This window comes from Microbacterium indicum DSM 19969, assembly GCF_000422385.1.
Classification (GTDB): Bacteria; Actinomycetota; Actinomycetes; order Actinomycetales; family Microbacteriaceae; genus Microbacterium; species Microbacterium indicum.
This window is the reverse complement of sequence record NZ_AULR01000002.1, coordinates 199,774-213,648: the sequence shown is the minus strand read 5'-3', so window position 1 is coordinate 213,648 and position 13,875 is coordinate 199,774. Positions and strand designations below refer to the sequence as shown.

Annotated in this window: 10 protein-coding genes; 4 read left to right on the top strand and 6 right to left on the bottom strand. The window is 71.6% G+C overall.

The features are described 5' to 3' along the window. Positions 1-47 precede the first annotated feature (47 nt). Genes H576_RS14175 through ileS form a run of 3 tightly spaced genes read right to left on the bottom strand, consistent with a single transcriptional unit; the run spans position 48 to position 5,124 of the window. The gene (locus tag H576_RS14175) at positions 48-467 is read right to left on the bottom strand and encodes a DUF4233 domain-containing protein (protein ID WP_036319108.1); all 420 of its coding nucleotides are present in this window, start codon (positions 465-467) and stop codon (positions 48-50) included. After that, positions 464-1,831: a bifunctional folylpolyglutamate synthase/dihydrofolate synthase gene (locus H576_RS0103615; RefSeq protein ID WP_029149805.1), complete on the bottom strand. Its 1,368-nt coding sequence runs from the start codon at positions 1,829-1,831 to the stop codon at positions 464-466. Before H576_RS0103615 ends, H576_RS14175 begins: the two co-directional genes overlap by 4 nt. Continuing rightward, the gene (gene ileS / locus H576_RS0103610) at positions 1,828-5,124 is read right to left on the bottom strand and encodes an isoleucine--tRNA ligase (protein WP_029149804.1); all 3,297 of its coding nucleotides are present in this window, start codon (positions 5,122-5,124) and stop codon (positions 1,828-1,830) included. The genes H576_RS0103615 and ileS overlap by 4 nt, the downstream gene beginning before the upstream one ends. Positions 5,125-5,476: 352 nt before the next feature. On the opposite strand from ileS, the gene H576_RS0103605 reads away from it, so the two are divergent. Further along, the gene (locus tag H576_RS0103605; protein ID WP_029149803.1) at positions 5,477-6,055 is read left to right on the top strand and encodes a class I SAM-dependent methyltransferase; all 579 of its coding nucleotides are present in this window, start codon (positions 5,477-5,479) and stop codon (positions 6,053-6,055) included. 76 nt (positions 6,056-6,131) lie between these two features. Here H576_RS0103605 and H576_RS0103600 read toward each other — a convergent pair whose 3' ends face one another. Then, complete coding sequence (locus tag H576_RS0103600) at positions 6,132-6,965, bottom strand: endonuclease domain-containing protein (RefSeq protein ID WP_029149802.1); 834 nt, start codon at positions 6,963-6,965, stop codon at positions 6,132-6,134. Between the two features lie 247 nt (positions 6,966-7,212). Between H576_RS0103600 and valS the strand changes: the two genes are divergently transcribed. Both valS and H576_RS0103590 read left to right on the top strand, forming a co-directional pair. Further along, positions 7,213-9,783 (top strand): valine--tRNA ligase, encoded by a 2,571-nt coding sequence (gene valS, locus H576_RS0103595; protein WP_029149801.1) that lies wholly within the window; start codon positions 7,213-7,215, stop codon positions 9,781-9,783. After that, positions 9,783-9,992: a hypothetical protein gene (locus tag H576_RS0103590; RefSeq protein ID WP_029149800.1), complete on the top strand. Its 210-nt coding sequence runs from the start codon at positions 9,783-9,785 to the stop codon at positions 9,990-9,992. Before valS ends, H576_RS0103590 begins: the two co-directional genes overlap by 1 nt. A 75-nt stretch (positions 9,993-10,067) precedes the next feature. Here the strand turns inward: H576_RS0103590 and H576_RS14170 are convergent, their stop codons facing one another. After that, positions 10,068-11,300: a Fic family protein gene (locus tag H576_RS14170; protein WP_036319103.1), complete on the bottom strand. Its 1,233-nt coding sequence runs from the start codon at positions 11,298-11,300 to the stop codon at positions 10,068-10,070. 71 nt (positions 11,301-11,371) lie between these two features. Next, positions 11,372-11,800 carry a GNAT family acetyltransferase gene (locus H576_RS0103580; protein ID WP_036319100.1) on the bottom strand — a complete coding sequence of 143 codons (429 nt, stop codon included), beginning with the start codon at positions 11,798-11,800 and terminating at the stop codon, positions 11,372-11,374. A gap of 35 nt (positions 11,801-11,835) precedes the next feature. On the opposite strand from H576_RS0103580, the gene H576_RS0103575 reads away from it, so the two are divergent. Next, positions 11,836-13,866 carry a M3 family metallopeptidase gene (locus H576_RS0103575; RefSeq protein WP_029149798.1) on the top strand — a complete coding sequence of 677 codons (2,031 nt, stop codon included), beginning with the start codon at positions 11,836-11,838 and terminating at the stop codon, positions 13,864-13,866. Positions 13,867-13,875: the final 9 nt, after the last annotated feature.

The window sequence follows — 13,875 nt, the reverse complement described above, 5'->3', positions numbered from 1 at the left end:
GCCTTCCAGATTCGGGGAGAGGGTCGGTCGTAACGCTACCCGGCGCGTCAGGGCTGCGCCTGGTCGCCGGCCGCCGCGCGCGCCGCGGCCTCGGCGCTCATGCGGCGTTCGATGCGGGAACCGCCGATCATCGCGTAGGCGTACATGCCGCCGAACACGAGGGCGGCGATGAGGATCCCCGGCACGAGGAACGCGCCGAGGGCGATGAGGATCTGCAGCCCCCACCCGGCGGCCCGGCCCCACGCCCACCGGAGCGTGCCGCTCAGCGCGATCGTCACGACGAACAGCACCGAGCCGGCGACGATGCCCCACCACGGGGCGATGGGCTCGGGCAGCGCCTTGAGGCCGTAGATGACGAGGCCGACGAGGAACACGACGATCGACTCGAAGCCGAGGATCACGGATCCGAGCTTCTCCGGGAGGGAGCGGTAGCGGCGGGGGCGGGGCGCGGCCGCGGCGGCGGTCATGCGTCGTCCTCCATGCGGGCGGCCTTCCACCCCTCGATGCGGGCGAGCGCGATCGCCTCGCCGCCGAGGACGATCGAGCCCGCGATGATCACGGCGCGCTTCTCGCCCTCGTTCGCCCACTCGCGCGCCGCGTCGGCGGCGTCGGCGATGTTCGGATGCACCGTCGGTCGCAGGCCGAGCTCCTCGGCGACGTCGGCGATCTCGTCGGCCGTGGCGGCGCGCTCGCTGTCGGCCTCGGTCGCGAACAGGTGCGCCGTGACGGGCAGGAGCGCCTCGATCGTGCCCGCGATGTCCTTGTCGCCCATCGCCCCGAAGACGACGCCCCACTCCTCGAAGTCGAACGAGTCCTCGAGCGCCGTCACGAGCGCGGCCGCGCCGTGCGGGTTGTGCGCGGCGTCGACGATGACGGTCGGCTCGGTGCCGACGAGCTGCAGGCGGCCCGGCGAGGTCGCCTCCGCGAGGCCCTGCTCGAGCACGTCGTCGACGATCATCTGGCCGCCGTCGCCGATCAGCGACTCGACGGCGGCGATCGCGAGGGCGGCGTTGCGGCCCTGGTGGGCGCCGTAGAGCGGCAGGTACTGCTCGGCGTACGAGCCGGCGAGGCCGCGCACCGTGATCATCTGCCCGCCCACGGCGACGGTGTCCTTCTCGAGCGCGAACTCGTCGCCCTCGAAGGAGATCTTCGCGCCCTGCTCCGCGGCGACGCGCCGCAGGACCGACGCCGCCTCCGGATCCTGGTGCGCCGACACGACGTTCGCGCCGCGCTTGATGATCCCGGCCTTGACCTCGGCGATCTCGGCCCTCGTGGATCCGAGCCGCGCGGCGTGGTCGATGTCGATCGGCGCGAAGACCGCCACGTCGCCGTCGGCCGTGTTGGTCGCGTCCCAGGACCCGCCCATGCCGACCTCGAGCACGAGGACGTCGACGGGCGCGTCGGCGCAGGCGACGAACGCGAGGACCGTGATGAGCTCGAAGAACGTCAGCGGCTCCTGGCCGTCGGCCTCGAGCTCCGCGTCGACGAGCGCGAGGAAGGGCTCGATCTCGTCCCACGCGTCGGCGACGGCCTCGTCGGCGATCGGCTCGCCGTCGATGAGGATCCGCTCCGTGAACCGGACGAGGTGCGGGCTCGTGAAGAGGCCCGTTCGCAGGCCGTGGGCCCGGATCAGGCTCTCGATCATGCGGGCGGTCGACGTCTTGCCGTTCGTGCCCGTGATGTGCACCACGCGGTACGTCTTCTGCGGGTCGTCGAGGTAGGCGAGGAGGCGCGCCGTGCGGTCGAGGCGGGGCTCGACCCAGCCCTCGCCCACGCGGGCGAGGAGCTTCGCATAGACGGCGTCGGCGCGCTGCGCGTCGGCGGAGGTCACTTGCTCTCTCCGATCCGGGTGACGCCGATCTCGACGTCGCCCGCGTTGGCGTAGGTCCCGGCCGCGACGGTCGCGACGTACTCGGCGCCGTCGGTGCCCCGGCCCACCGCGTGCTCGGCCGCGAGAGTCTCCTCCGCGACGCCCGCGACGTCCCAGCCCGTCTCGACGGCGGCCTGGTCCTCGGCCGACGCGAACGTCAGCTGCAGGCGGATCCGGTCGCTGACGTCGAAGCCGGCGTTCTTGCGGGTGTCCTGCACGGCGCGGATGACGTCGCGCGCGAGGCCCTCGGCCTCGAGCTCGGGGGTCGTGACGGTGTCGAGGATCACGAAGCCGCCGTTCGGGAGGGTCGCGATCGCCTCGCCCGCGGGTCGCGACGAGGTGTCGAGCGCGAGCTCGTACTCGCCCTCCTGCAGCTCGAGCCCGCCGGCGGTGACGACTCCGGCTGCCTCCGACCAGTCGCCCGTCTTCGACGCCTTGATCGCGACCTGCACCTGCTTGCCGAGCCGAGGCCCGGCGGCGCGGGCGTTGACCGTGAGGCGCTGCGAGATCCCGTACGCCTCGGCGGTGTCGCCGTGCAGCTCGTCGAGCGTGACCTTCTTGACGTTGAGCTCGTCGCGCAGGATGTCCTCGAACTGCGCGAGGCCCGCGGATCCGGCTGTCACGACGGTCAGGCCGGCGAGGGGCAGACGCACGCGCAGCCCCTCCTTCTTGCGCAGGGCATTCGCGACGCTCGACGCCTCGCGGACGGCGCCCATCGCGGCGCGGATCTCGTCGTCGGCCGGGAAGGCGGCGGCGTCGGGCCAGTCGGTGAGGTGCACGCTGCGCCCGCCCGTGAGCCCCTGCCACACGCGCTCGGACACGAGCGGGAGGAACGGCGCCGCGACCCGCGTCAGGGTCTCGAGGACGGTGTAGAGCGTGTCGAACGCCTCGCGGCTCGTCGGGTCGTCCCCGACGCCCGCCCAGAACCGGTCGCGCGAACGGCGGATGTACCAGTTCGTGAGCACCTCGGCGAAGTCGCGGAGGCGCGCCGTCGCGGTCGTCGAGTCGAGCGCCTCGAGGTCGGCGTCGACGTCGCGGACGAGGTCGCCCAGCAGGGTCAGGATGTACCGGTCGAGGACGTCGGTCGAGTCGGTGCGCCAGGTGGCCTCGTAGCCGTCGCCCGAGGCGTTGGCGTAGGTCGAGAAGAAGTACCACGAGTTCCAGAGGGGCAGCAGGAACTCGCGCACGCCCGAGCGGATCCCCTCCTCGGTCACGATGAGGTTGCCGCCGCGCAGCACGCTCGACGACATGAGGAACCAGCGCATGGCGTCGGATCCGTCGCGGTCGAAGACCTCGCTCACGTCGGGATAGTTGCGCAGCGACTTCGACATCTTCTGCCCGTCGCTGCCGAGGACGATGCCGTGCGCCGCGACCTTCGAGAACGCCGGGCGGTCGAACAGGGCCGTCGACAGCACGTGCATGAGGTAGAACCAGCCGCGCGTCTGCCCGATGTACTCGACGATGAAGTCGGCGGGCGAGTGCTGCTCGAACCACTCCTTGTTCTCGAACGGGTAGTGGAACTGGGCGTACGGCATCGAGCCCGAGTCGAACCAGACGTCGAACACGTCCTCGATGCGGCGCATCGTCGACGTTCCCGTGGGGTCGTCGGGGTTCGGGCGCGTGAGGGCGTCGATGTACGGACGGTGCAGGTCGACCTCGCCCTGCTCGTTGCGCGGCAGCTCGCCGAAGTCGCGCTCGAGGTCGGCGAGCGAGCCGTACGCGTCGATGCGCGGGTGGTTGGGGTCGTCCGACTTCCAGATCGGGATCGGGGATCCCCAGAAGCGGTTGCGGCTGATCGACCAGTCGCGCGCGCCCTCGAGCCACTTGCCGAACTGGCCGTGCTTGACGTTCTCGGGCGCCCAGGTGATCTGCTCGTTGTTCGCGAGCATGTCGTCCTTGAAGTCGGTGACGCGGACGAACCAGCTCGAGACGGCCTTGTAGATCAGGGGGTTCCGGCACCGCCAGCAGTGCGGGTAGCTGTGCTCGTACGACTGCAGGCGCAGGAGCCGGCCCTCGCCGCGCAGCTTGCGGACGATGTCCATCTGGGCGTCCTGCCAGAGCACGCCCTCGAAGTCGGGGACGATCGAGAGGTAGCGGCCGTCGTCGCCGAGCGACAGGATCGTCGGGATCCCCGCGGCGTCGTTCAGGCGCTTGTCGTCCTCGCCGTACGCGGGGGCCTGGTGGACGAGGCCCGTGCCGTCGTTCGTCGTGACGTAGTCGTCGACGAGGACCTGCCACGCGTTCTCCATGCCCCACTTCTCGACGTCGGCGAAGTAGTCGAAGAGCGGCTCGAAGCGCGCGCCGCCGAGCTCGGATCCCGTGAGGCGCTTCTCGACGGCCGCCGCCGCGTCCTCCGGCGACTCGTAGCCGAGGTCCTTCGCGTAGCCGGGCAGCAGCGCCTCGGCGAGCAGGACGCGACGGGCCGCGAGGCCCTCCTTCGCGGCGGGAGCAGGGAGGACGACGTAGACGATGTCGGGGCCGACGGCGAGCGACGAGTTGCTGGGGAGGGTCCAGGGGGTCGTCGTCCACGCGAGCGCCGCGACGCCTGCGAGACCGAGATGCTCGGCCTTTTCGCCCGTGAAGGGGAAGCTCACCGTCACCGACGGATCCTGGCGCATCTGGTAGACGTCGTCGTCCATCCGCAGCTCGTGGTTCGACAGCGGGGTCTGGTCGCGCCAGCAGTACGGCAGCACCCGGTATCCCTCGTAGGCGAGTCCCTTGTCGTAGAGCGTCTTGAAGGCCCAGAGCACGCTCTCCATGTACGAGGTGTCGAGCGTCTTGTAGCCGCCGTCGAAGTCGACCCACCGCGCCTGGCGCGTGACGTAGCTCTTCCACTCCTCGGTGTACCGCAGGACGGACTCGCGCGCCTTCGCGTTGAAGGTGTCGATCCCCATGTCGAGGATCTCGCTCTTCTCGGTGATCCCGAGCTGCTTCATCGCCTCGAGCTCGGCGGGGAGCCCGTGGGTGTCCCAGCCGAAGACGCGGTCGACCTTCTGGCCCTTCATGGTGTGGAAGCGCGGGAACAGGTCCTTCGCGTAGCCCGTGAGGAGGTGGCCGTAGTGCGGAAGGCCGTTGGCGAAGGGAGGGCCGTCGTAGAAGACCCACTCGTCGGCGCCCTCGCGCTGCTCGATCGACGCGCGGAAGGTGTCGTCCTGCTTCCAGAAGTCGAGGATCTCCTGCTCGATCTCGGGGAAGCGCGGCGAGGGCGTGACGGCGTCGGCGGCGGGGCCGAACGAGCTCTTCGGGTAGGTCATCTCACTCCAGCAGTTCCGTGGTGTCGGACTGCGAGGACGACCCGTTCTCGCCTGTGCGAGCTCCGGCCGCGGTACCACCCCGCGTGCGCCTCGGCGGCGCCTCTCTCACTGCGGCTGTGACGGGCCTGCCCCGCGCGGTTCTACTGAGGGGCGGACCCCCGTTCTTCCGCGAGCTCCCCGGTGATGGCCGGATCGGTGCGTGTGCCTCGATTCTACGCGACGCGCGCGGCCGCGGGGATCCCTCTCCTCGTCCCGCCGCACAACCTCGGAGATCTCGCCTTCCCGCACACGCATGCGGGGGATCCGTGTGCGGGAAGGCGAGGTCTGTGCGGGAGGCCGATAGCCTCGGCGCATGGGAGACGTCGGAACCGCGTACGACGCGCGATCCGCGGAGTACATCGAGCTTCTCGGCGACGTCGACCTCCTCCCGCAGGACGACCGCGACCGGATCCTCGGATGGTCCGCGAGAGCCTCCGGCCCGATCCTCGATGCGGGGTGCGGCCCGGGGCACTGGGCCGCGGAGATGGGATCCTGCCACGAAGTGGTCGGCGTCGACCTCTCGGCGGAGTTCGTCGCGTCGGCCCTCGCGCGGTTCCCGCGCCCCGCGTTCGTCGCCGGCGACATGGCGCGGATGCCCTTCCCGGACTCGTCGTTCGGCGGGGTCCTCGCGTGGTTCTCCCTCATCCATTCCCCCGATCCGGGCCCGGCTCTCGACGAACTCACCCGGGTGCTGGAGCCCGGCGGATCGATGCTCGTGGGCTGGTTCGAAGGCGACGACGGAGCGCCCTACGACCATGCCGTGGCGACGGGCATCCATCGCAGTCTCGGGCGGCTGACCGCCGAGCTCCGGGCCAGGGGGCTCGCGGTCGTCGACTACGCGACGCGGCGCGCGCGGCGCCGCGAGTCGTCCCTCGTCGCCCGCCGAGCCTGAGCTCGGAGATCTCGCCTTCCCGCACACGCAGGCCGCGGAACCGTGTGCGGGAAGGCGAGATCTGTGCGGCTGCGCGTCATGGGCGCCTGTCGAGGTGCAGCCCGCGCGCGATCGCCCCGGTGATCAAGGCCTGCACGGTCGGCCAGTCGTCGAAGATCTGCCGATAGCCGACGCGGATCACGTGGTAGCCCGCGAGGCGCAGCTGCGCGTCGTGCTCGTTGTCGGCGAGGCGCTGCGCGTCGACGTGGTGCCCGCCGTCGATCTCGACGATCAGGCGCGCGCCGATCTTGAGGTCGCGGCGGCGCCCGAGGATCCAGACCTGGCGCTCCATCGGGATGTTGAGCCAGAGGAGCCGGTGGTAGCAGATGCTCTCGAGGCCGGAGTCCGAGAACGGCATCGCGTCGGCGAGCATGCGTCGCGCGTTGGGCCCGAAGGGAAGGAGCGCGAGCTGATCCGGGGACACGAGCTCCTTCCGGAACGCCGACTCCCAGATCGCGATCGCCTGTTCGTACGGCTGGCAGTCCGCGACGAGCGCGAGCACGTTCTCGATGCCGTCCTCGAGGCTGCCCGGATGTCGAGGCACGAGCGGCCGCGCCCAGTGGACGCGCGCCGAGGTGGGGCGGCGCAGCGCCCGGGCGGCGTCGGCGGCCACGTGGTGATGCGGGTCGTGCACGTCCCAGAGCCCGAGGCGCGCGGCGCGGGTGACGCAGCTGACGACGACGCCCACCTCCGCCGCCGCGAACAGAATCGGATCCGCGTACGGCACGGCGATCCAACCGCGCGACGGCCGCACGAGCGCGCCCGCGCGCACCGCCCGATCGATCGCGTGCCGGCTCCCGCCCGCGGCGGATCGGAGCGCATCGGTGCGCATCACGCCGCCGTTCGCCGCCACGCGGCCGATCAGGTCCATGGCGGCACACTGGCACGCCGGATCCGCGGCCGGGCGGATCCGTGGACAACTCCCCCGGATCCGGCCTGTGGACGGGCCTACGCCCTCTCCGCACAACCTCGGAGATCTCGCCTTCCCGCACACGCACGCCGGGGATCCGTGTGCGGGAAGGCGAGTCGTCCGCGCGGGCGCCCGCCCCGTAGAATGGGCGGGACCCACCACATCTGGCACGCACACACCGTGCCGCTCACATCGCAAGGAGTCCGCCATGGCGTCCATCCCCGACAAGCCCAAGCTCGAGGGACTCGAAGCGAAGTGGGGTGAGCGCTGGGAGCAGCAGGGCACCTACCTGTTCGACCGCGCGAAGGCCGCCGAGGTCGGCCGCGCCGGCGTCTACTCGGTCGACACTCCCCCGCCGACCGCGTCGGGATCCCTCCACATCGGCCACGTGTTCAGCTACACCCACACCGACGTGAAGGCGCGCTTCGAGCGCATGCGCGGCAAGACGGTCTTCTACCCGATCGGGTGGGACGACAACGGCCTGCCGACCGAGCGCCGCGTGCAGAACTACTACGGCGTGCGCTGCGACCCGTCGCTTCCGTACGACGCCGAATTCGTGCCGCCATTCGAGGGCACGACCAAGAACATCAAGGCCGCCGACCAGATCCCCGTCAGCCGCCGCAACTTCATCGAGCTCTGCGAGAAGCTCACGGTCGAGGACGAGAAGACCTTCGAGGATCTCTGGCGCCAGCTGGGCCTCTCGGTCGACTGGAACCAGACCTACCGCACGATCTCCGACGACACGATCCGCACGTCGCAGCTCGCGTTCCTGCGCAACCTCGAGCGCGGCGAGGCATACCAGGACCTCGCGCCGACGCTGTGGGACATCGACTTCCGCTCGGCGATCGCCCAGGCCGAGCTCGAGGACCGCGAGCGTCCCGGCGCCTACCACCGCCTCGCGTTCCACAAGAGCGACGGATCCGGCGACATCGAGATCGAGACGACCCGCCCCGAGCTTCTCGCGGCCTGCGTCGCCCTCGTCGCGCACCCGGACGACGAGCGCTACCAGCCGTCCTTCGGCACGACCGTGACGACGCCGCTCTTCGGCGCCGAGGTGCCCGTCCTCGCACACAAGCTCGCCCAGCCCGACAAGGGCTCGGGCATCGCCATGATCTGCACCTTCGGCGACGTGACCGACGTGATCTGGTGGCGCGAGCTCGATCTGCCGAACCGCACCATCATCGGCAAGGACGGCCGCGTCCTGCCCGACGCTCCCGAGGCGATCACGACCGAGGCGGGCGTCGCGGCCTACGCCGAGCTCGCGGGCAAGACGGTCTTCAGCGCGCAGAAGCGCGTCGTCGAGCTGCTCGAGGAGACGGGCGAGCTGCTGAACGTCGGCAAGCCGTTCAACCACCCCGTGAAGTTCTTCGAGAAGGGCGATCGCCCGCTCGAGATCGTCTCGACGCGCCAGTGGTACCTCCGCAACGGCGCCCGCAGCGAGGACCTCCGCGCCAAGCTGCTGTCGCTCGGAAACGAGATCGAGTGGCACCCCGAGTTCATGCGCGTGCGCTTCGAGAACTGGGTCAACGGCCTCACGGGCGACTGGCTCGTCTCGCGCCAGCGCTTCTTCGGCGTGCCGATCCCCGTCTGGTACGCCCTCGACGAGAACGGCGAGCGCGACTACGCGACGGTTCTGACGCCCGACGCCGCGTCGCTCCCGATCGACCCGTTGACCGACGTCCCCGCGGGATACGACGCGTCGCAGCGCGGTCAGGCCGGCGGCTTCGAGGCTGAGACCGACGTGTTCGACACGTGGGCGACCTCGTCGCTGACCCCGCAGCTCGCGGGCGGCTGGCAGCGCGACGAGGAGCTGTGGGACCTCGTGGCCCCCTTCGACGTGCGCCCCCAGGGCCAGGACATCATCCGCACCTGGCTGTTCTCGACGCTGCTGCGCAGCGCCCTCGAGGACGACCGCACGGCATGGCGGCACGCCTCGATCTCGGGCTTCATCGTCGACCCCGACCGCAAGAAGATGTCGAAGTCGAAGGGCAACGTCGTGACGCCCGCCGACATCCTCGACAAGCACGGCTCCGACGCCGTCCGCTACTGGGCCGCCTCGAGCCGCCTCGGAACCGACGCCGCGTTCGACCCGCAGAACCCGACGCAGATCAAGATCGGCCGCCGCCTCGCGATCAAGGTCCTCAACGCCGCCAAGTTCGTGCTCGGCTTCGAGGCGCCGGAGGGCGCCGAGGTCACCGAGCCCCTCGACCTCTCGATGCTCGCGGCGCTCGACCGCGTCGTCGCCCAGGCGACCGAGGCGCTCGACGCCTTCGACCACGCCAAGGCGCTCGAGGTGTCGGAGTCGTTCTTCTGGACCTTCTGCGACGACTACCTCGAGCTCGTCAAGGAGCGCGCCTACAACGGCGGCGCCGCCGGCGCCTCGGCTGCCGTCGCCCTCCGGACGGCGCTGTCAACGCTCCTCCGCCTCCTCGCCCCCGTCGTGTCGTTCGCGGCCGAGGAGGCGTGGAGCTGGTTCGAGGAGGGCTCCGTCCACCAGGCCGCATGGCCCGTCGCCTCGGCGCCCGCCGGCGACCCCGCCGTCCTGGCCACCCTGAGCGACGCGCTGATCGGCGTGCGCCGGGCGAAGACCGAGGCGAAGGCGTCGATGAAGAAGCAGGTCGCGCGCGCCGAGATCCAGGCGCCCGCCGACCAGATCGCGCTAATCGCTCTCGCGAAGAGCGACCTCACCGACGTCGGCCGCATCGACGAGCTCGTGCTCACCGAGGGCCCCGAGTTCGCGGTCGCGTCGATCGAGCTCGCCCCCGAGGACGAGGCCTGATGCAGCTCGGCACGCGCTGGGCCTCGGGATCCGAGCCGCCCCGCTCGGTCCCCGAGGCGCTCCGCGCCGCCGTCGCCGAAGTCGAGGCGAGCGGCGCCGCGGGACACTGGACCCTCACGTGGCTCGAGGGGCGCCCGATCGCCGAGCTCGACGCCGGGTGGGAGCTGTCGCTCCAGGCCGACGGATCGGTCGCGACCGAGCGCTTCTGACGTCCGCGAGTGCCTCACCGCCTTGCGAGTGCACTCGCGGGGCGGTAGGGCACTCGCGAGGGGCGGCAGCCGCGCTCAGCGGCCGGGGCGCCGGCGGATCTCCTTCGCGTACTCGTCGAGCACCCGGAGCACGCCCGCGTTCTGCCAGACCCGGTGCCGCGCCCGCCCCGTGCGCTCCGTCAGGACGCCGCGGTCCACGAGCACGTCGAGCGCGCGGATCACCGTGACGTCGGGGAGCCCGAACACCCCCGCGAGGTGCCGCGTGTTGACGACCGGCTGGGCGATGAGGTGCGGCAGGATCCGCCACGCCGTCGCCTGCGGGCGCACGCCGCGCAGCTTCTCGCGCGCCGCGTCGAGTTCGGCCGCGAGGTCGTCGACAAGCCGTCGGCCCGTGAACGACGCGTAGCGCGCGGCGTCGGCGAAGCGCCGCACCACGGGTCCCGCGTCCCCGCGGCGGAAGGCCTCGAGGGCGCGGAAGTACGAGCCCACGTCCGTGAGCAGCCCCGCCGAGATCGGGACCGTCGCGTGCCGCACGATCCCCTTGCCGCGGAGGATCGCCTGGACGAGCGCGCGTCCCGTCCTGCCGTTGCCATCGACGAACGGGTGGATCGTCTCGAACTGCGCGTGTGCGACGGCCGCCTGGACGAGCACCGGCAGGTCGTCGCGGCGCACGAAGGCGACGAGGTCGGCGACCGCGCCCGGGACGAGCTCGGGCTGCGGAGCGATGTAGTCGGCGCCGCGCGGCCCGGCGCCGTCGCGCCCGCCGATCCACACGAGCTCGCCGCGGTACCGCCCCGCCTCGTCCTCCATGCCGGGCTGATCGCGCAGCAGCTCGCGGTGCATCGCGAGGATCGCCCCCTCGTCGACCCGGTCCGCGAGGGCGAGCGCCGCTTCCATGGCCCGGACGTTGCCGATCACGGTCGCGGCGTTCGCGGTTCCGCCCTCGTCGATCTCGGCGAGGGCGAGCTGGCCGGCCGACGTCGTCAGCTGCTCGATCTGGCTGCTCGATGCGCTCTCGGTGCGCAGCAGGACCGACGCCATGGGGCCGAGCACGACGCTGTCGGATCCGAGGCTGAGGAGGGCATGGGCGTCGAACTCGGCGAGGGCGACGACCGCCTCCTCGACGTCGGCGAGGTCGGCCCCGGCGATCGCCGGGGACCAGGCCGCGATCGGCGCCGGCACGGCCGACGCGTATGCCCCCGTCTGGCGGCGGACCTCGGCGCCGGAGAAGATCTCGGGGACGCGGGGGCGCCACGCGTGGGCCGCCGTCGCCAGCGGCGGGATCGCGATCACCGGATCTGTCAGCACGCGACGATCTTACTTACACTTCTTCCGCAAAGTGAAGGCAGGGATGCGACGTGCATGCACTTCCCGCCGCGTCAGTCGGCGATGAGCCGCCTGCCCGCGAACCCGATCTCGGCGCGCTCGTACCCGATCGCGTCGTAGAACGCGAAGACGCCCGCGTTCTCCGGGCGCACGAGCAGCTGGACCTTGGGGCACCCGATCGCCTCGAGGCGGCGCTCGGCCTCCCTGACGAGAGCCGACCCGATCCCCTCGCCCTGCCGATCCGGGTCGGCGGCCAGGTAGTTAAGCCACCCGCGGTGTCCGTCGTACCCGGCCATGACCGCTCCGACCACGGCGCCGCCGAGATCTGCGACGAGGAGCAGATCGGGCCACACCGCGCGGAAGCGGGCGATGTCCTTGCGCGGATCGTTCCACGGGCGGGTGAGCCCCGCGCGCTCCCAGAGCCCGACGACCGCTTCCTCGTCGCCGTCGTGGAAGGTGCGGATCCGGGGCGCTGCGCTCATCAACCCAGCGTATCGGCGGCCCCTAGGCTGGCCGGATGAGCGACGCCAACCCCCTGCTCGCGCCCAGCGAGCTGCCCTACGCCCTTCCCGACTACGGCGCGATCCGCGACGAGCACTATCTGCCCGCGTTCGAGCGCGGCATCGCGGAGCGCGAGGCCCAGATCGCCGCCATCGCCGCGAACCCCGCCCCCGCGACCTTCGAGAACACGCTCGAGGCACTCGAGCGCTGCGGCGAGCTGCTCGAGCGCGTCTCGGCCGCGTTCTTCACCGTGAGCTCCGCGCACGCGACCGACGCCGTGCAGGACATCGAGGAGCGGGTCGCGCCGCTTCTCGCCGAGCACGAGGACCGCGTGCTGCAGGACTCCGCGCTCTTCGACCGGATCTCCGCGGTGCGCGGGGATCTCGCGGGTCTCCACCTGACCCCCGAGCAGCGGCGCCTCGTCGAGCGCTGGCACGAGCAGATGACCCGCGCGGGCGCGGCCCTCGAGCCCCAGGCGAAGCGGCGCCTCACCGAGATCAACGGACGCCTCGCCGATCTCACGACCCGGTTCCAGAAGAACCTGCTCGCCGACACCAACGACCTCGCGGTGCTCTTCGACACGGCGGAGGAGCTGCGCGGCCTCTCCTCGGGCGAGCTGTCGGCGGCGCGGGAGGCCGCTTCGGCGCGTGGCGCCGACGGGTATCTCATCACGCTGCCGCTCTTCACCGGGCACCCGCTGCTCGCGTCGATCGAGGACGCCGACGCGCGCGCCCGGATCATGGCCGCGTCGCGCGCCCGTGGCTCACGCGGCAACGCGTCCGACAACCGCGAGACCCTGCTCGAGATGGTGCGTCTGCGCGCCGAACGCGCGGCCCTCCTGGGCTTCGGATCCCACGCCGACCTCATCGCGGCGGGCGAGACCGCGAAGACGCGGGCGGCGATCCACGAGCGCCTACGGACCCTCGCCGCGCCCGCGGCCCGCAACGCGCAAGCGGAGAAGGCCGACCTCGAGGCCCTCGCGGGCCGCGCCGTCACGGCGAGCGACTGGGCGTACTTCACCGAGAAGCTCCGCGCCGACCGCTTCGACGTCGACGCGGCGGCCCTCCGCCCGTGGTTCGAAGCCCAGCGCGTCCTGCGCGACGGGGTCTTCTTCGCCGCGGGCCTCGTCTACGGCCTCGGCTTCGCCGAGCGCGACGACCTCGTGGGCTACCACCCCGACGTCCGCTTCTTCGACGTGACGAACGAGGACGGATCCCCGCTGGGGCTCTACGTGCTCGACCTCTTCACCCGCGACACGAAGCGCGGCGGCGCGTGGATGAACTCGATCGTCTCCCAGTCGGCGATCCGCGGGACGCGCCCCGTCGTGATCAACAACCTCAACGTCCCGAAGCCGACGGGCGGCGAACCGGCGCTCCTCACGATCGACGAGGTCGAGACGCTCTTCCACGAGTTCGGCCACGCCCTGCACGGGCTCTTCGCGACCGTGACCTACCCGTTCTTCGCCGGCACGGCCGTCGGCCGCGACTTCGTCGAGTTCCCGAGCCAGGTCAACGAGATGTGGGCGATGCATCCCGAAGTCCTGCCGAACTACGCGCGGCACGTCGAGACGGGCGAGGCCCTGTCGCCCGAGGTCATCGCCCGCCTCACCGGGATGGGGCCGTTCGGCGAGGGGCAGGCCACGAGCGAGTACCTCGCGGCGGCCTGGCTCGACCAGGCCTGGCACTCGCTCTCGGCCGACCAGGCGGCGGCCGTCACCGACGTCGAGGCTTTCGAGGCCGCGGCGCTCGCCGAGATCGGCCTCGACGAGCCCGCCGTGCCGACGCGCTATTCGTCGACCTACTTCCAGCACATCTTCGCCGGCGGCTACTCGGCCGGGTACTACGCCTACATCTGGAGCGAGGTGCTCGACGCCGACACCGTCGCGTGGTTCGCGGAGAACGGCGGCCCCACGCGGGCGAACGGCGACCGGTTCCGCGAGCGCCTGCTGGGCGTCGGCGGATCGAAGGACCCTCTCGAGGCCTACCGCGACTTCCGCGGCCGCGATGCCGTCATCGAGCCGCTGCTCGAGCGCCGCGGCCTGTTGTAGGAGAGCGCC